General features: G+C 59.4%; 16 protein-coding genes. 6 read left to right on the forward strand and 10 right to left on the reverse strand.

Going from position 1 to position 17,080, the window contains the following annotated elements:
- Positions 1 to 303: 303 nt before the first annotated feature.
- The 8 genes from M3A49_RS32280 to M3A49_RS32310 form a co-directional block, all read right to left on the reverse strand.
- A complete protein-coding gene (locus M3A49_RS32280; protein ID WP_266232592.1) occupies positions 304 to 948 on the reverse strand; it encodes a helix-turn-helix domain-containing protein in 645 nt (214 codons plus the stop codon).
- A 178-nt stretch (positions 949 to 1,126) separates the two neighbouring features.
- Positions 1,127 to 1,786, reverse strand: a complete 660-nt coding sequence (gene narL, locus M3A49_RS32285) for a two-component system response regulator NarL (protein ID WP_266232593.1) — start codon at positions 1,784 to 1,786, stop codon at positions 1,127 to 1,129.
- Positions 1,787 to 1,864: 78 nt separating this feature from the next.
- Positions 1,865 to 2,269, reverse strand: coding sequence for a hypothetical protein (locus M3A49_RS32290; protein ID WP_266232594.1), 405 nt, complete (start codon positions 2,267 to 2,269; stop codon positions 1,865 to 1,867).
- Between the two features lie 1,600 nt (positions 2,270 to 3,869).
- The gene (locus M3A49_RS32295) at positions 3,870 to 4,394 is read right to left on the reverse strand and encodes a cupin domain-containing protein (RefSeq protein WP_266232595.1); all 525 of its coding nucleotides are present in this window, start codon (positions 4,392 to 4,394) and stop codon (positions 3,870 to 3,872) included.
- Positions 4,395 to 4,537: 143 nt separating this feature from the next.
- Positions 4,538 to 5,512, reverse strand: a complete 975-nt coding sequence (locus M3A49_RS32300; RefSeq protein WP_266232596.1) for a LysR family transcriptional regulator — start codon at positions 5,510 to 5,512, stop codon at positions 4,538 to 4,540.
- A gap of 56 nt (positions 5,513 to 5,568) precedes the next feature.
- Entirely contained in the window at positions 5,569 to 6,690 is a 1,122-nt protein-coding gene (locus tag M3A49_RS32305; RefSeq protein ID WP_266232597.1) for a porin, read from the reverse strand.
- 207 nt (positions 6,691 to 6,897) lie between these two features.
- On the reverse strand, positions 6,898 to 7,308 hold the full coding sequence (locus M3A49_RS42790; protein WP_416339053.1) for an MFS transporter: 411 nt from the start codon (positions 7,306 to 7,308) through the stop codon (positions 6,898 to 6,900).
- On the reverse strand, positions 7,281 to 8,033 hold the full coding sequence (locus M3A49_RS32310; protein ID WP_266232598.1) for an MFS transporter: 753 nt from the start codon (positions 8,031 to 8,033) through the stop codon (positions 7,281 to 7,283). The genes M3A49_RS42790 and M3A49_RS32310 overlap by 28 nt, the downstream gene beginning before the upstream one ends.
- A gap of 261 nt (positions 8,034 to 8,294) precedes the next feature.
- On the opposite strand from M3A49_RS32310, the gene M3A49_RS32315 reads away from it, so the two are divergent.
- Positions 8,295 to 9,233: a LysR family transcriptional regulator gene (locus M3A49_RS32315; RefSeq protein WP_266232599.1), complete on the forward strand. Its 939-nt coding sequence runs from the start codon at positions 8,295 to 8,297 to the stop codon at positions 9,231 to 9,233.
- Between the two features lie 15 nt (positions 9,234 to 9,248).
- Here M3A49_RS32315 and gorA read toward each other — a convergent pair whose 3' ends face one another.
- Positions 9,249 to 10,598 carry a glutathione-disulfide reductase gene (gene gorA, locus M3A49_RS32320; RefSeq protein ID WP_266232600.1) on the reverse strand — a complete coding sequence of 450 codons (1,350 nt, stop codon included), beginning with the start codon at positions 10,596 to 10,598 and terminating at the stop codon, positions 9,249 to 9,251.
- 39 nt (positions 10,599 to 10,637) lie between these two features.
- Positions 10,638 to 11,531 carry a CmcJ/NvfI family oxidoreductase gene (locus M3A49_RS32325; protein WP_266232601.1) on the reverse strand — a complete coding sequence of 298 codons (894 nt, stop codon included), beginning with the start codon at positions 11,529 to 11,531 and terminating at the stop codon, positions 10,638 to 10,640.
- A 671-nt stretch (positions 11,532 to 12,202) separates the two neighbouring features.
- On the opposite strand from M3A49_RS32325, the gene M3A49_RS32330 reads away from it, so the two are divergent.
- The 5 genes from M3A49_RS32330 to M3A49_RS32350 all read left to right on the forward strand — a co-directional run bounded on the left by M3A49_RS32330 (position 12,203) and on the right by M3A49_RS32350 (position 17,045).
- Positions 12,203 to 12,982, forward strand: a complete 780-nt coding sequence (locus tag M3A49_RS32330) for a glutathione S-transferase family protein (protein WP_266232602.1) — start codon at positions 12,203 to 12,205, stop codon at positions 12,980 to 12,982.
- 12 nt (positions 12,983 to 12,994) lie between these two features.
- Positions 12,995 to 13,522 (forward strand): cupin domain-containing protein, encoded by a 528-nt coding sequence (locus M3A49_RS32335; RefSeq protein ID WP_266232603.1) that lies wholly within the window; start codon positions 12,995 to 12,997, stop codon positions 13,520 to 13,522.
- A gap of 159 nt (positions 13,523 to 13,681) precedes the next feature.
- Complete coding sequence (locus tag M3A49_RS32340; protein ID WP_266232604.1) at positions 13,682 to 14,299, forward strand: hypothetical protein; 618 nt, start codon at positions 13,682 to 13,684, stop codon at positions 14,297 to 14,299.
- A gap of 46 nt (positions 14,300 to 14,345) precedes the next feature.
- Positions 14,346 to 15,290, forward strand: a complete 945-nt coding sequence (locus M3A49_RS32345) for a hypothetical protein (RefSeq protein ID WP_266232605.1) — start codon at positions 14,346 to 14,348, stop codon at positions 15,288 to 15,290.
- Positions 15,291 to 15,329: 39 nt separating this feature from the next.
- Positions 15,330 to 17,045, forward strand: a complete 1,716-nt coding sequence (locus M3A49_RS32350; RefSeq protein WP_266232606.1) for a thiamine pyrophosphate-binding protein — start codon at positions 15,330 to 15,332, stop codon at positions 17,043 to 17,045.
- Positions 17,046 to 17,080: the final 35 nt, after the last annotated feature.

A 17,080-nucleotide genomic window follows, 5' to 3' on the forward strand; every position in this document is an offset into this window, starting at 1 on the left:
ATCAACTTTTTTTCCTCTCAGGAAACACCCGTACGACTTTTCTACCCATGGGGGAGTATCGCGATGCATGTAGTCCCACCACCCAGAAAATCGCTCGCCATCTACCCCAAAAATGCTCTGCAATGCCCACTGGGAATGATGGGCGCAGCTATCCCCGCGATGCGCATCGGACGATGCGCTTGCGTTTTGAATGGTGTGGGTGCGATGAGCGCGCTAGTTGAGGCCGTGACGCGCGAAAGGCAGTTGCCCCGCCGGCGCGCCAGCTCGTGGAAGGCCGTGATGGCAGATGGAAGGTGAAAGGTGCTATTCACTCACGTCGGGCGAGTGACCGTACATGATGACGGTAATGAAGCGGATGGGCAATTTGATGAGTCGCTCGGGACCATGCGCAACCGACCCTTGAAAGGTCAGCGCGTCGCCGGGCTGCAGCAGATAACTGCGATTGCCATGGCGATATTCCATCTTTCCCTGCAGCATATAGATGAACTCGGTGCCGGGGTGCTCGAACGTCGGGAATACCTCGGCTTCGTCGTCCAGCGTGATGAGGAACGGTTCGAACAGCTTGACGGGCCCCTGGTCATAGGCGAGAAGATGATACGTGTGCCCTTTGGTGGTACCGCGCCGCACGACCTCCATTCCCGTACCCGACTTCACGTGCTGCGCATTCCCCTGGCGATGCTCGAAGTTCTTGAATAGCGCGGAAATCGATATGCCCAGCGCGCGCGCAAGGCTCACGATCGAGTCCAGGCTGGTCGACACCTGCCCATTCTCGATCTTCGACACCATGCTGCGCGATAGACCGCTTTGGTCTGCGAGGTCAGCAATCGTCAGTCCCTGATTCGTCCGGTGCTCCTTGACGACCTTGCCGAGGAATGCCTCGATCGACCTCCCGTCGCCACTTTCATCAGACTCACGAGCCAACAACTCGGTATCTTTTTCGCTTTTCATCGCTCAGCTCTACACGTGACTATCGACAACCCGACAACCCGACCACCCGACCACCCGGCAACCCGGCAACCCGGCAACCGGATGCGGGGACCCATGCGCAATGGCCCGCATTGCGCATAGTACCAGTGGCTGGCGAACGAAGGACGAGTTCTTTCAGTCCGGCTACCGACGTGCGATGTCAGCCACGGGTCAGAGCGCGGCGCGCATGGTGCTCCTGATGCCAGACGACGGCCTCCACCCTCGAATGCAGATCGAGCTTGTGCAACAGGTGCTTGACGTGCACCTTGACGGTTCCCACGCTGATATCGAGCTTGCGCGCGATTTCCTTGTTGCATAGCCCCTCCACCAGATATTGCAGGACTTCGTACTCGCGTGGAGAAAGTCCTGTCCCGTTGACGTGAGGAGGCTGTCTGGCGGACAAGGCATCAAACAGCTTGCCCGTGACCGCTTCGCTGAGCACGGACGCGCCCTGCAGCGCTTTCTGAAGGCTAAGGCACAGTTCTTCCGGCTCCATGTCTTTCAGTAGATACCCGCTCGCACCAGCACGGAAAGCGGCGACGACGTCGCGCTCGTTGTCCGATACGGTCAGAATCAGCAAGCGGGCTTGTACGCCATGTTGCCTAAGCGATTCGAGCGTTTCGATGCCACTCATATCCGGCATGTTCAGATCGACCAGGACGAGATCGGGCTTGAGCTGAACCGCGAGTTCAACGCCTGCACGGCCGGACGAAGCTTCCCCGACCACTCGAAACGCCTGATCCATCTGAATGAGCTGCGCGACACTCTTGCGAAAGAGCGCATGATCGTCGATTAGCAGTACGGTATAGACAGGGTCCATTCCCATTCCTCATACCTGATCAGCTTGAGCCGGGAGTCAGCCGCTTGCCACCACTCGATCATCACCCTGGCAACGGATTCAATCTGCTCCGCGGTGTGAAATCCTGACCAACCCGGGTGCGATCCCGATCCGGCCAGCCAATTGCCGGACCGAGTGGGTGAACTGACCCGCGCCAACTGCGTAGATTCGCAGACCGGCATGCACCCTGTGCATCGAATGTTCGAGCGCCCAGAAGAGATCAGCTTCCTCCGGGAACCAACGGGCAATGGCAGTGGGCAATGCGTGCACCCCGCCGGCGCCGGCCTGCGCCATCAGTGCGTCTACCGTCCATACTTCGATCCGCGAAAGATCCGCAAACGCAGTGAAGGCATTCGCGCAATCTTCCACAGGCGCGTGTGACGTGACGAACCAATGCTCGGTGCCGTTCGGATCCGGCACTACGGGAGTTCGGCGGAGGTGACTTTCGTTGGCAAAGGAACTCATTGCGGCGTCTCCACATTGACCCACTGACGTCAGAAAGAGGATCGTGGAGATTCAAGGCGATATCAATGCCCAGTACGAGGTAGTCCAGGGATAACTTTCTTGACAGGGCCGCAGGCGGTCGCAGTCACCCGATCGCGTCTCAACGATGCGGCAGGTGCAGGCTCCCCTGTCCTGCCGTGGCGCCTGGCCTCTGCTGCGGCCACCTACCCCCTGGAGGTATTACTAGAATGAAGTTGCCATATCCAGCACCTCAACTGACACTACGAGACAGCGGAATTCGAGCGACGGTCCAGTCGCGCCGGTATCATCGCGCTTCTTCGAGGCGCCGTAATGTCCCAAATGAAACGATCAGACACACGAATGCTGGTTGAGAACGTCGTGCACAAGCGCGACGCAATGGCGGCGCTGGTGTTGTACGACCATAGCATTCGTTGTGGACACAAGAAGATTGCGCTGTTGCGGTACATGGATGCGAGAGACCTCGCGGCACCGCTTACGGACAGGCACCATGCCTACGCGCGAACTGTCGTCGAATCGCTGAGTTCGATCGAAATGGAATCCGTCGCCAGACAAGCGGTTAAGCGAAGCAGGGAGCGGCAAGGTAGAGAATGGACAGGCGCCACGGGGCGAGATGGCTCAGAAGCTTGAGCGCGCATCTATCTCCCACGCAACAGGGTTTGCGCATCGACCGGATCTAGACGGGCGACGATGCGCAAACCTCCCTATCAAAGCAGGGTGAGCGCCGGATGGTTGTGAACCCGGCGCCCTCCAGCCAGTAAGGTGCGAGCGAGTGCGAATCAATCGAACATCACTCTTGCTTCATTCAACGGGTTCGTACGGCAAACCCACGTAGTTTTCCGCGATCGTCTTGAGCCCGGCTTCGGAAGTCGTGTAGTAGTCGTAGTCGGTACGCTGCATGCGCTTGTCGAAGGCGTCACGGTCTGAGAACTCGGAGACCGCGCCACAGCGGGGGCACTATGCCGCGATATTGTGAGCGTGCTTGTTGACCGCGAGCGTCGGATACCATCGCTCGAACCGGCTGTGCACGCTATAACGGCGGTTCGGATGGACGGGAATTCGGAAACGGTCACACACGTGCTTTGGGGACAGGTGTCCGTGAGTGGAGACCAATTTGAGGTCGCTCCGCACGCATCGCCTGTAATCGAAGTGGTAGACGCACTGGCGAAGGGTGACACCGTCGTAACAGTCTTTCCGCTGGATGGGCAGCGCGTCGCAGGTCCAGAAGTCCGCCGCGTCGTCGATGTGGCCGGACGCGAAGGCATCGAAATGGTGATCACTGATTCCGATGCGGGCCGAAGGCTTGCGGACTTACCACGGCTTGATCACGAATAGAGCGCTCATCGGGTCGGCTCTATCGGACGGAGTTCAATCACCCGCCGTCACGAATCCGTGTAAGAACTTTGCCCCAGACTCGCGCCGTCTAAGCACGCGAATGTCCATATTGGAGGTAGTGATCGGCCACGAACCGCCGCGCACAAGCCTCCTCGGCGACTTCGTCGCGAGCCGAGCTTCCAAGAGAGCGTGCGATCTTCGAAAGCCGATACGCCTGCTCGCTTACCTCACTCTCGCGAGCTCCTGACTATTGCTCGTTCTTGAGATAGCCAGTTTCATCATACGCGAGGCCAGTACCATCAGCCGCTTTGAGCACGTCGTCATGCCACTGGATTCGACCGACCTCCGAGTCACGGCCACCGACGACCGAATAGACCACCAGATCATGGTCATTCGGGTTGCGAAACCCACGCATGACACCGACTGGCATAGAGATGCAGTCCCACTGATTCAACTCGAGTTGATGCTCGCCTTTGTCGCCCCAAATTACGATCATTTTGCCGTTCAGCGGAAAGAACACCTCCTCGGTCCTGTGCGAGTGCAAGTTCGCGCCCTGCCCGACCGGCACCTCAATCAACGTAACGCCAAACCGGTGTTCGCCTTGAATGGCGGGCTGTACGCCCTTGTTCTCCAGAACGCCGCGATTGATGATCTTGTACAGGCGTTTGGTGAAGCCCGGCAGCCGGCTTTCAATGAAAGTCTCGCCGTAGGGTTCGACCTTCCCCCAACGGGCAACGCGGGTCGCTTCCATCTGCTCGGGTGTGATGTCCATTTGAATCTCCTTGATGAATAGTCAGGCGGAAATTTTCCGACGGACAGCTGAGTCCGTACCTAAATGCTAAGGAATCCGTCCGACTGAATCCAACACCATTTTTTTCTCACCTCCATAACTTTCCGGCATCGCGACCTCGGCAATCAAGGCTGCCGTCGCAGTGCCGGATCAAGGTCGTGCGCCGGCTCTGGGCTTCTGGCTTCAGCCATCAGCCATTGGCCGCCGAGTATCAGCGAACGAGCTGTTTCGAGTACGAGCGCCGTCATCGCGGCAGTCGCGGCAGATCGCGGCCGCACGACTGAACGCGCCAGGTAGCGTTCAAGCGTGATGCCGTCGATCGGCACCGCTCGTAATAGCTCGCTTTCGATCTCACTTTGGACGGGTGCCGGGAAGTGGATCGTCCACCCGATGCCAGCCCGCACGAGCTGGACCGCGACCGTCACAGACTCGACTTCGATTACCGTGTCGAGTTCGACGTTCGCCTTGGCGATGGCCCGTTCGAGCGCCAGGCGAATGCCGGAATTCTGTACGCCGGTCAGAATAAGCGGCACGTGCCGCAACGTTGCAATCGGCAGCGAGTCGCCCTCGAGACGGGCATCGCTCGCAAGACCGATCGCGCAAATCCGTTCGGTCAGCAGATATTCGGTGTGAGTCAGCGGTGACGCAACGATCGGCCCGCTTAACACGGCGACATCGACGGTCCCCTGTTCGAGCGCGTCGCCAAGCGCCGGAGTGAAGTTCTCAACGACACGCAACTGGATCTCTGGATATCGCTCACGCAACACACGCATCAGCGGCAGCACCAGCACACTTGCTAGGGCAGGCGGCAGACCCAGCACGACCGGCCCGCGTGGCCGGCCATGCAGGTCAATGATGTCGACCTTGATCTGGTCGACGTAGCGCAGCAGGAAATACGCGCGATCGAGCAGCAGTTCGCCTTCAGGCGTCAGTGACGCCCCACGCGAATGCCGCTCGACAAGCCGCACGCCCAGCTCCGATTCGAGCAATCGAATCTGCCGGCTCAGTGCGGGCTGCGCGATATGCAGCACCGCCGCCGCACGACCGAAATGCTGGTGTGCAGCGAGCACCTTGAAGTAGCGCAGTTGCCTTAGATCCATCGTTGTCGCCCGAGCCACCGCGGCGCAGACGATCCGCGGCGCGAGTGCGGGACCGGTTAGAAGCTGTGGCGAATGCCGAGCATCGCCGCCGTCGTGGCGACACCGGGTGCAACAGGCTGGCCAAAGGTGATGGGGGAGTTCATCGTCCCGTGGTTAGCGACATAGCCCATCTGTGCGTAAAGAACGGTGCGCTTCGATACGCTGCACTCCGCCCCTAGCGCGTATTCGCTCGAATGATTCGCTGGTTCGTTGCGATCCCTCAGATAATAGAAGCCCGAAGTCAGCGTGAAGAAAGGACTGAACTGATAGCCGAGCCCGCCTGAGATGAGCTCGATGTTCGTCGCGCCCCGGTCCGACGGATTCTCGCCGATCCCATAGCCGGCCGATACGGACAGTCCGTGGAACGTGTACTTCGCGCCGAGGTAGTAAAGACGGTTGTTGTCGAGGCCAGTGGGCGTCGCGGCCGCCAGGTTCGTATCGTGTGCGTTGTAGTACATCGCCGCGAGGTTCAGACCATAGTTCGAATACCTGAGCACCGCGGATTCACGCGAGCCGCCCTGGATCTGCCCAGGCACGCCCCCCGGTGCGTATTCCAGCGCGAACGAGGTGCCATAGAACTTCGGCGACTGGTAGACGATCGCATAGCTGTCGAACAGGCCGCCGATCGGCAGATTCGTGTTGGTACCGGTCCAGTGCGCCGCCGTGTTCATGCCGAGCCACGCCACGTAGATGCTGCCGAAGTACTCGGCAGCGCGGACGTCGGTATCGGCCATTGCATAGATCATTGGCGTAAACTGCCGCCCCAGGTCGATCGAACCGAACGGCCCCGACACGCCAACCGTCGACTGCATGTTGAAGAGGGTGGCGGCCCCCGTCGTGTCCCCGAGGCCTAATTTTCCGCTTCCGCTATTGAATATGCCTTGCAGCCTGAAATTGGCCTTGTAGCCGCCGCCGAGGTCCTCGGTCCCCTTGATGCCCCAGTAGCTCCCATAGAGGCCGGCGTCCTTCACGGTGTAGATGTGGCCCTGGTTCTTCGCGTTCGTCGCGTACGAAGCGGCCGACGTGCTCTGATAGAACAGACCCGTATCGATGGCGCCGTATAACGTCACCGATGATTGCGCGTGCGCCGCGCCCGACATGATCGCGAGCACGGCCGAGGCACTCCACTTCAGTTTCATTGCGTCTCCTGGACTACATTCCCAGTCATTGATGGCCCTATCGGCCAACTCAATTGCTGGAGATATTTTTTTTGTTTGCAGAAAGCGACCACGCCTCAGCACATCGTCGTTGAGGTCGCGCCCAAAGACGAGCGCTCCCCTCAAGACTTTCGTCCTGATCGTTACATCCAGAGAAATATTGTTTTAAAGGCGTCTACCGGGGATACGTCACGGTTTCGAGAACGTCAAATTGATTCTCAACGTCGCAATCACCGCCGCACAGAGGAGTGGAACAACACCGCTCACCATGAAGATGGTGCGCGACGTCAACCCATCGCGTAACGCCATTGTAGTGAGGAGCGGCGCTAGTACCGCTACAAGTCGTCCAACGCCGAGACACCATCCGATGCCAGTCGCACGTACGTGAGCTGGATAATATGCGGCGGCCATGGCATTCAAGCCCGACTGTCCTCCAATAATGCAAAAGCCGATGACGAATATCGCCGCGAATATGACTGGCATGCCGGCACTTCGAATGCCGAATGAGGCAAGACAGAGCGCCGAAATCACGAAGGCTGGTCCAAGTATTGCGCGAAAACCTCGGCGATCGATCAACCGGCCCATGACAACCGCACCCATTGCTCCGCAGCGGTCTGCGGTGCAGTGCTTGTCTCGTGAACCGGCATCGGTTGCCCTACACGCTCGATCCACTTGCTTGCCGCACGGGTTCGGTTGCGGGCAAGCAGAAACTGGATCGATTCCGGCAGATACCTCGCCATGAGGACCACATTCACCAGCGGAACGATACCGCCGATGATGAACACGCCGCGCCAGCCGAATTGCGGCATCAGTAACGCGCACAGAAAACCCGCCAGCGCGGCCCCGACGGTGAATCCGAGCGACACCACCATCATCGCCGAGACCCGGTGCCGCGGCGGACTGTACTCCCCGGCAAGCGCCATCGCGTTGGGCATTATCGAGCCAAGCGCGAGTCCGCTCAGCAGACGCAATACGGTCAGTTCCGGCAAGGAGCCCGCCAGCGCTGTGAAGATCGAGAAGATACCGAGCAACAACGTCGTAGCGATCAATAGCGGGCGGCGGCCCATCCGGTCCGCAAGCATCGATAGCCCGAACGTTCCGATCACGAGACCGAGCAGGCCGGCACTGAAAACCACACCGACATCGGCTTTCGCCAACCGCCAGTCATGAATGATGGGCGGAGCCACATAGCCGATGACCTGCACGTCGAATCCATCCATCAAGACGCAAAGGGCACACAAAGTCAGCGCGACGATCTGGAAGCGGCTTGGCTTGTGTTTGTCGAGCAGCCCACTGGCCTCGATGGTCGATCCATCCATATCCATGCATATCTCCGATATATTTTGTGACTTCCGTGGACGCGCGCGGCGTCCGTGTCTCCCCGGCTGCGGTGAGCCTAGTGTGGTGAAAATGTATCTCGCACTAACGGCCCCCACCAGACAGAATCACCGAATTGCGATAAACAAAATCTTGCACACTGGCCATTCGCTTCGCCCCCTTTTCCTGCGAGAACAGGCTCGCGCGCCTTCCGGGATGATGTACAGTGTGGCTCACCAGTGATAAAGATCTTGTCCCTGCCTACTGTCATGAAAATCCACCAGCTGAGCGCTCTGATTGCGCTCGTCGATGAAGGGAGTATTCGCGGTGCTGCGCGATCATTGGGTCTCACGCAGCCCGCCTTGAGCGCCCGAATCGCTGAACTTGAGCACGATGTTGGCGCGACGCTGGTCAACCGTACTGCGCGCGGGACAACATTGACCGCCGCCGGTCGCACATTGCTGCACCATGCGCGCGCAATCGCCAATCACGTCCGCCGCGCAGAGGCGGACATGGCACGAATCACCAGTCGCTCAACTGCGTCCATTACCATTGGCGCTTCGCCTCTCGCCGCCGTCGAACTCGTCGCACCGCTTTGGACTTCACTGCAGCGCAGGGTGAGCGACGTTCGTCTGAGCATTATCGAGGGGCAATTCCACGATCTGACTCCCCTTCTTCGGGACGGGGGTGTTGAATTTATCCTTGCCCAGATTCCGTCTGGCAACAGGGATACACGGGCATTTCATTTCGAAGAACTGATCACCTATCCCATGCGAGTGGTAGCGCGAAAGGGGCACCCCAAAGCCGGCTCTCGGCACCTTTCCGACCTATCCGAGCAATCTTGGATCGTAGGTGCGGCCACAAGCAGGAATCGCTCGACCGTCGAGGAGATCTTCCTCGAACATGGGCTGCCTGCCCCCCGTGTCGACATGCATTGCGATGCGATCACCGGCGTTCAGGCGAGCATCGCCGAGAGCGACCTCCTCGCAGTGCTGGTGGCCCCGCTGTATGAACATCTGGGCGATCGGATCGTTGCGTTGCCAATCGAGGACCGCCTTCGTCCGGTCCGGCTGGCGCTCATAACAATGGCGGGAACCCCGTTGTCGCCGGAAGCGCAAATCCTGACCGAACTGATACGAGCCCGAAGCAAAAAACTCGCCAATGTTTCCGCAGCGAAGCGACGCAAGGATACTGCTGGAGTTCCGTGAAAGCGTTTGACGTCTTCAACGCGGCGTGCGCAACGTGACCAATTCTTCCGCGAGCGTCGGGTGTACGCCGATCGTCGTGTCGAAGTCACGCTTCGTCGCGCCCGCGCTCATTGCAATCGCAATAGCTTGAATGACTTCCGCCGCGTCCGCCGCAACGATGTGCGCGCCGACCACCTTGTCGGTTTCCGCATCGACGACCAGCTTGACCAATGCAGAATCGCTGCCGCGTGTCATCGCCGTGCGCATCGGCTTGAACTGTGTTGCAAATATCTTTACGTTGCCGAAGCGCCCACGCGCCTGTTCTTCGGTCAAGCCGACGGCCGCCACCTGAGGCTGGCTAAACACGGCGAAAGGCACGTAATCGTACGTGGTCGTGCGAGGCGTGCTGCCAAACACCGTGTCCGCAAATGCATGGCCTTCGTGAATGGCCACAGGAGTGAGATTGAGCCGATCGGTCACGTCGCCGACGGCGTACATGCCAGGCCGCGTCGTCTGCGAATATTCGTCGACCTTCACGGCCCCACCTTCTGTCAGCTCGACCTCCGCGGCCTCGAGACCCAGGTGCCTCGTGTTCGGCCGCCGCCCCGTTGCAGCGAGCACGGCATCGACTTCGAGCACTTCTCCGTTGGCCAACTCCACGCGCAGTGCAGTTCCGGCGCGCGCGACCGATACGACATCGGTGCCGAGCTTCAAGTCGATACCGCTCTTCACCAACTCTTTGCCAAGGTGCTCTCGCACTTCGCCGTCGAAGCCGCGCAGGACCTGCTCGCCTCTGTACAGTTGCGTGACACGACTGCCAAGCCCACTGAAGATGCCCGCGAATTCGCAAGCGATATACCCCGCCCCAACGATTGCGATCCGGCGTGGCATGGAGGCCATTTCGAATATGTCGTCCGACGTGATCATGAGATCCGCGCCGGGAACATCAGGCTTGACCGCCTTTGCCCCCGTTGCAATCAAGATCACTTTGGCCGATATGCGTTTGCCTCCCAGCTCCACGAGATGCAACCCCGCGATAGTGGCGCGGTCCCGAAACCGGGTCACGCCGGCGTCAGCGAGAAGCTGTGCATACACGTTCTCGAGACGAACGATTTCGGCATTCTTGGCCGCCATCATCGCGCTCCAGTCATGTAGCACGCTATCTGCGCGCCAGCCAAAACCGGCCGCTTCCGCGAAATTGCGGCCGAGTTGCGATGTGTACATGAGCAGCTTCTTCGGCACACAGCCTCGGATCACACAGGTACCGCCGAAACGGCTCTCTTCGGCAATCGCAACTCGCGCACCGTGCCCGGCTGCAATTCTCGCCGCTCGTACACCGCCGGAGCCGGCACCTATCACAAACAAATCGAAATCGAATGCTTTCATTTCTTTCACGCTCTCTTGCGACGTCACGCCTTATTTCGATCAGGTTATCGCTGCTCTTGCCCTGATCGGCGTGTCCTTGCTCGCCGGCCAGAACAGAAGCGCGCGCAATTCGATACTGCGCCGCGCAGGCGCGTCAGCCTGACTCGTAGGATCTTCGAATGCGGTGTGAGCGGTGAGCCGCGCCGTGCCATCCTCCAGTGAATCGTAGATCTTCAGCAGCAGGACTTCGTCGGGACGCAAGCGGGGAAAGAAGTACCAGCGATGCTGCGGATTCGCGAGAAACGAAAAGGTCTCGCCGGTCTGGTCGCGGTAGACGTGGTCGCTGGGAACGAGATCGGCGGCGGCAATCGAGCGCGCATCGCACAGCGCGAGCGGCAGTTGCTCCACCACGCGGAGCGGGCGCCACAGATTGACGATCGCAAAGCGATGCTGGAGCCGCTGTTGCGCCTCTTCGGCATCGAGATGGTCGAGCACGCGGCGCGGTCCGGAGACGAACGTCTGATCGTTATGCACACGACGCGCGGGCAGGCGAAGTGCGGGATTCGCGTGCGAGCCGTTTGCGCTGTCACGAATCGTATGGTCGAAGACGATGACCTTTTCGGCCCCCGTCAAGTTCCGCAGCAACGCCTCGGCTTCGGGGCGATAGACGCAGCGTATCAGCGTGTCGTCGCTGAAGTCGCTTACCGCGCTGCGATGCGAAACGAGCTGGAAGCCGTTGCGGTCGAGCGAGATCTCGCCGGCTTCCGCAAGCGGACGTGCGTTGTGGATCGTCACGCGCCGTGCGTCGATCTTGCCCGAACTCCACGGCGTTCCCGCAGGCGGCTCGAATGTGTAGTTGACAGGCCTGGCGTTGCCCGGGGCGAGATAGTTGAGTTCCGCCTCGACGGTAGACGTTTGCGAGGCGGGCTGAGTGTGTAATAGCAGGGCATCCATTAGTCATCCTTCGTAAATCGATTTGCACCATCGGCGCAGTTCCAGCTGCTGTGCCCAGGAGTTGCGGATCTGGCGGCACAACCGCCAACAGCTTTCGGCGATGGCTCGGGGTCCGGCCTGACGACAGGCTATCCCGAAAGTGGGGTGTCCACCAGACAGGACAGCCTGATTGCTATCAACAGAATCTTTCGCATTGGCAGTGCCGTCCACCGCGCCCCTCAACCGCTTTCCAGCTGTTTCGGCGGTGAGCGCTAATGCAGCACCCTGATGCCAGTGATAGACGAGACCTTTCTCGTCTAGTGCGTGTAGCGGTCTATGACTTGATTTCAGCCGATGAACCTTCATGGTGCGCCGAAAGGAGGGAAATCTCTTTTATCACCGATATCAGGATTCTCCACTATCGCTCGCGGGCAAGGCACATGAGAGGCGCCTGTCGAACGATGAAAACAGCATCGTGCGGGCGAAAGATTCTGTTGATAGCAATCAGGCTGTCCTGTCTGGCGGACGCCCCACTCCTGGGATAGCCTGTCTTCAAGCAGGACCACCTGAACCTGTGTAAGGAGTGTGCGAAGTGGCGTTTGAAGGAAGGCGCGTTGTTGCGGGCAACAACGACGGAGGAGCAGCCGTATTCGGCAAAGACAATGACCTTTTTCGTTCGAAGGAGGAGCACCATGAGCGAGGATAAACTGACCCTGTATAACTGGGCGACTTCAACATGCAGTCAGAAGGTGCGGTTCGTTCTCGCGGAAAAGGCTTTGCCTTACGAGGACTATCGAGTCGACGCCCTCAAGAGTGAACATCTGTCCGATCGGTATCTAAAGCTCAATCCAAATGGTGTCGTCCCGACACTGACGCATGGACTCAACGTCATCATCGACTCCTCGGTGATTGCCGAGTATCTCGACGAGGTCTTCGGAGATGTCCCGCTTTCCCCAGTTGATGCTTACGGCCGCGCAAGGATGCGCGCCTGGAGACAGTTCATCGACGAGGTTCCCACTGCGGCAATCCGAGTTCCCTCCTTTAACGGCTACATCAAGCATCTCTGGGCGAATAAATCGGATGAGGAGCTCGAATCGTTGAACGCCAAGAGGACCGTAAGGAAGCACTTCTACGAACACCTCGGACGAGAGGGCTCCTCCCAGGGAGAAGAAGCACGCTCGGTTGAAATGTTGCGGGAGACGGTCGTGCGCATGGACCGTGCTCTGGCTGACGGGCCCTGGATGGTCGGAGAGCAATTTACGTTGGCCGACATTACACTCGTTCCGACGCTCGTGCGCATGTCGGACATCGGTCTCGCCCGCGTTTGGCACGACTTGCCTCGCGTGGCCGATTGGCTCGCCCGAGTCGAGAGACGGCCCGCGTTTTCCCAGGCTTTCTATCCGGGGTCTCGATTTGAAACGCGAGGCACTCATCCCCTGGCTACCCACAAGAGCCAGGAAACCGCTGCGTAAGGAGTGTGCGAAATGGCGTTTAAAGTTAGGCGCGTTGTGGCGGGGCACAACGACACAGGTGCGGCCATCGTCATCAGTGACGAGGTCATCCCGGCCGTATCCAGGGGCGTGGGTCGAAATATAACCGGGTCGGAAATATGGTCTACCGACACCATGCCCGTGGACATATCGGCAGATGCGGAGAGCAGGCAACGCAAGGGGTATATAAAAGTCTATAACGACTACAACTACGTTGGTAGCGGCCAGGGCACAACGTTCAGAATCACCCACTGGGAGCCGGGCCATGCACTCTTTCCGCACCGAACGCAGACGATCGATTACGACATCGTCCTGAGCGGCGAAATTGACCTCGAACTGGAGGGAGGCCAGGTCGTTCATCTGAAGGCCGGCGACGTCGTAGTCCTCCGCGGCTGCACGCATACCTGGATCAATCGGAGCGACAAGCCCGCGGTCACCGCCTTCATGCTGATCGACGCTGCTCCGTTCGAAATCGCGGGAGAGATGCTGAAGCCCTTCTTCCCGGTTCCGATCGCTAACTAGGTGTCCGAACGATGCGTCGCGTTGCGGCGCGCGCGGTCGACCCTCGTTCAAGCGATCAGCGCGGGCTGTCGCGGCCACGCGCCGCGGCACCGTTCATCCGTCGCGCGCGAGGCTCGGGGCCAGCCATACATCATAAGAGCGATCCACCAAGGAGACGGAATGCCCATCGATCGAGAAGCAGTCAGAGTCCTGCTCGAGACAGAAGAAAAACTGAGGACCCAGGACTATGGAACGTTTGGCAGGCTCAAGGAACATCCGCTCGACCAGATGAGCGACGAAGAGAAAGCGGCGTATCACCTCGTCATGGAAGCCCGCGGGATGGTGCCCGGTCCGTACAAGATCTGGCTGCAGAATCGCAAGCTGATCGAGGTGATGCTGCAAATGGGACTTCATTATCAGAGTGAGTCCACGTTGTCCAAAGCTGAGATCGAAATTGCGGTCAGTCTCACAAGCGGGAAGTTGGCCGCCGCCTATTCCAGCTACGAGCACGAATGGATAGCAGAAGTCGTCGGCGGTGTACCCGCCGAAAAAGCCCAGGCCCTGATTGCAGGCCTGCACACGTCGTTCGAGGATCCTCGCCAACAGATCGTCTACGAACTGACATCGACGCTGCTTGAGCCCCGGATCGTCCCAAGCGGCCTGTTTCACCGGGCCATCGAACTACTGGGGCACGCTGGACTTACCGATCTCATCGCCTTTATCGGATATTTCACCACCGTCTCCCTGACGCTACGCGCTTATGACGTTCCCGCCAACGCGGTGGGATTGCATCGATGAAGGTTGAGTCTTCATTTGCCTAGCAATACGAAAATTGAGGTAACAGATGAATGTCGGCACATCCGTCCATGTGGTTGAAGTCGCTTCCTTTCCACCTGGCTATTTTCTTGAGAACTTCGTTATGCGAGCAAATGGCTCGTTCCTCGTGACCGTGCTGTCCCACAAGCAGCTCTGGTACATCCCGCCCGAGCGCGGGGCATTGGTCGACCCGGTTCTCCTCCATACCTTCGACATGATGGCAATGGGCATCGTGGAAGCGGAGCCGGATGTCTTCTACGTGGCAACAGGAAAAGGACGGGCCCGCATCTACCGTTTCGATCTGCGTGGCTGGACGCCCGAAGTGCCCATTTCGCCCCACGTTGTCCTCGAACTGGAGGATGGTGTTGGAATGGTCAACGGCAGTTGCCTTGTGGGACCGAGGACAATCCTCATTGCCGATTGCTTCGCCGGCAAAATGTGGCGGATAGACCTTGAAGACAACGGCATGTCGGCGACCGCGCGTGAATGGCTCCGACATGACAGCATGACGCACAAGCCGCACGGGCCCATGCCCGATCAGCCTGGCGTGAATGGCGTGCGTTACGCGGCAAAAACCCATTACCTCTACTACACGAACACAGCCCAGCAGACCTTCATGCGGGTTGCCGTGGACCCGCACACATTCGACCCGGCAGGCGAGCCCGAGCTCGTTGCGACGGGCATGATGGGAGACGACTTCTGCATCGACGAAGAGAGCGGAGTCGCGTTAGTCACCACTCACCGCGAAAACACCCTTGATCGCGTATCCCTTACGCCCGATGGTAATGCAGGTCCGAGAGACAGCGTGATTGGAAATCCAGTTTTCGATCTGATGATCGGACCTACGGCAGCTGCCTGGAGCCGAAACCCGTCAGAGCATGGCCGCGTTGTGTATGTCACCACTGACGGCGGGATCAAAGCCCCCATGCCCGACGGTCTGCGCCCGGCGAAGGTGCTGCGCGTAACGCTGTAGATCAATGCCACCGCTTCGGTCTTCGCGTGCCGTTAGCCTGTGATTGGCATCGCACGTGAACGTCAACGTGTCGTCAAAAATCTTCTGAGCAGATTCATCATGGTAAAAGCATCAGGCAATCGTATTCTCGCGGAGTCCCTCAAGGCCTACGGCGTCGATCACTTTTTCAACGTGCCGATGATCATTCCGCCCGGCATCAAGGAATTGACCGCGATTGGCGTCAAGTCAGTCGTCACGCACTCGGAAAAGGCCGCCGCTTATATGGCAGACGGGTACGCCCGAGAAAGCGGGCGCGTCGGCGTCTGCGCATCGCAGGCAATCGGAGCGGCGAATCTCGCGGCAGGTCTGGTCGATGCATTGATGGCCAAGTCTCCCGTACTGGCCATCACGGGCGGCAGCACGCCTGACACACGGGAGCGCAACTTTTATCAGGAATACGACCAGCGTTCGATCTACGCAGGTGTCTCCAAATTCAGCGCCCGGGTCGAAAAGGCACAACGGCTGCCGGATCTGCTCCCGCAGGCTTTCCGGGTTGCGACGACTGGCACCCCAGGCCCCGTGCATCTTGAACTCGGAGGATATTGGGGCGCCTCGCTAACGGAAGAGATCGAATCTTCGATGCCGCCTGAGCCGCGCTATGGCTCATGCCCGGCGGTTCGCCCCGCCGCACCGCCGGACGACGTTCGAAAAGCCGCTGCCGCCATGCGTCAGGCTAAGCGTCCCATTATCGTGTGCGGATCAGGCATTCGGGCATCGCGGGCGCAAGCGGCTCTGGTGGACTTTGCGCGTCGCGCGAGCATCCCTGTCGCCAGTTCGCTCGATGCCAAGGCGGTCATGCCCGAAAGCGATCCGCTTTCCATCGGCGTGGTCGGTGACTACTCGCGCGATACCGCGAACATCGCGGTATCGCAGGCGGACTTTGTCCTGTTCGTCGGGTCCACGACAGGCGGCATGGTCACGCGACAATGGTCGGTTCCGACACCTGGCGTACCCGCGGTCCAAATCGACATCGACCCGCGGGAACTGGGGCGGAACTACCCGTTGATCGTCGGCCTCCTGGGGGACCCCGCCATGGTCCTCGATCAACTGAGTGCCGAGCTGACGGGACCGATCGGTCAGCCGGAGTGGCTCCAGCACATTGCCGCGCTACGCGAGCAATGGACGCAACTCGCAGCCGAACATGAGCACTCGACCGTCTCGCCTATCCGGCCCGAACGTCTTTGCCGAATGCTGTCCGACTCCTTGCCGGACGGCGCATTGGTTGCTGTGGATACGGGCCATTCCGCTGGATGGGCGGCCCGTAATATTTATCTGGATCGGCCGGGTCAATCGCTGATTCGCGCTGCAGGCTCGTTAGGCTGGGCGTACCCCGCCTCGCTTGGCGCCAAGTGCGCCAATCCCGATCGGCCGGTGGTCTGTTTTACCGGTGACGGTGCGTTCTACTACCACATGGCCGAAATGGAGACCGCCGTCCGCTACGGAATCAATACGGTCACTGTGGTCAACGACAACCATGGCTTCAATCAGGAAAGACCTCTCTGGGACGAATCTCCCGCCTTGGAGAAGAACTGGAAATTCGGGGGCGTCGACTTGGCTGCGGTCGCCCAGACGTTCGGCGTGAAAGCCTGGCGCGTCGATCACGCCTCGGAATTCGAGAGTGCCTTCAAGGTCGCTTTAGAAACGAATAGTCCGACGTTGATCGATGTCCGCACGGACCCCTCCGCTCTCGTTCCTATCCCTTGGCAAAAGCCCTGAAGCGTAGTAACTGTTTCAGTCAACTCATGGTTCGA

It is taken from the genome of Paraburkholderia sp. CNPSo 3076, from assembly GCF_026343935.1.
Classification (GTDB): Bacteria; Pseudomonadota; Gammaproteobacteria; order Burkholderiales; family Burkholderiaceae; genus Paraburkholderia; species Paraburkholderia nodosa.

Coding starts and splice junctions, on each gene's coding strand:
- M3A49_RS32280 (WP_266232592.1), bottom strand. CDS start 948: ATGAAAAGCGAAAAAGATACCGAGTTGTTGGCTCGTGAGTCTGATGAA.
- narL (WP_266232593.1), bottom strand. CDS start 1,786: ATGGACCCTGTCTATACCGTACTGCTAATCGACGATCATGCGCTCTTT.
- M3A49_RS32290 (WP_266232594.1), bottom strand. CDS start 2,269: ATGAGTTCCTTTGCCAACGAAAGTCACCTCCGCCGAACTCCCGTAGTG.
- M3A49_RS32295 (WP_266232595.1), bottom strand. CDS start 4,394: ATGGACATCACACCCGAGCAGATGGAAGCGACCCGCGTTGCCCGTTGG.
- M3A49_RS32300 (WP_266232596.1), bottom strand. CDS start 5,512: ATGGATCTAAGGCAACTGCGCTACTTCAAGGTGCTCGCTGCACACCAG.
- M3A49_RS32305 (WP_266232597.1), bottom strand. CDS start 6,690: ATGAAACTGAAGTGGAGTGCCTCGGCCGTGCTCGCGATCATGTCGGGC.
- M3A49_RS42790 (WP_416339053.1), bottom strand. CDS start 7,308: ATGGGTGCGGTTGTCATGGGCCGGTTGATCGATCGCCGAGGTTTTCGC.
- M3A49_RS32310 (WP_266232598.1), bottom strand. CDS start 8,033: ATGGATATGGATGGATCGACCATCGAGGCCAGTGGGCTGCTCGACAAA.
- M3A49_RS32315 (WP_266232599.1), top strand. CDS start 8,295: ATGAAAATCCACCAGCTGAGCGCTCTGATTGCGCTCGTCGATGAAGGG.
- gorA (WP_266232600.1), bottom strand. CDS start 10,598: ATGAAAGCATTCGATTTCGATTTGTTTGTGATAGGTGCCGGCTCCGGC.
- M3A49_RS32325 (WP_266232601.1), bottom strand. CDS start 11,531: ATGGATGCCCTGCTATTACACACTCAGCCCGCCTCGCAAACGTCTACC.
- M3A49_RS32330 (WP_266232602.1), top strand. CDS start 12,203: ATGAGCGAGGATAAACTGACCCTGTATAACTGGGCGACTTCAACATGC.
- M3A49_RS32335 (WP_266232603.1), top strand. CDS start 12,995: ATGGCGTTTAAAGTTAGGCGCGTTGTGGCGGGGCACAACGACACAGGT.
- M3A49_RS32340 (WP_266232604.1), top strand. CDS start 13,682: ATGCCCATCGATCGAGAAGCAGTCAGAGTCCTGCTCGAGACAGAAGAA.
- M3A49_RS32345 (WP_266232605.1), top strand. CDS start 14,346: ATGAATGTCGGCACATCCGTCCATGTGGTTGAAGTCGCTTCCTTTCCA.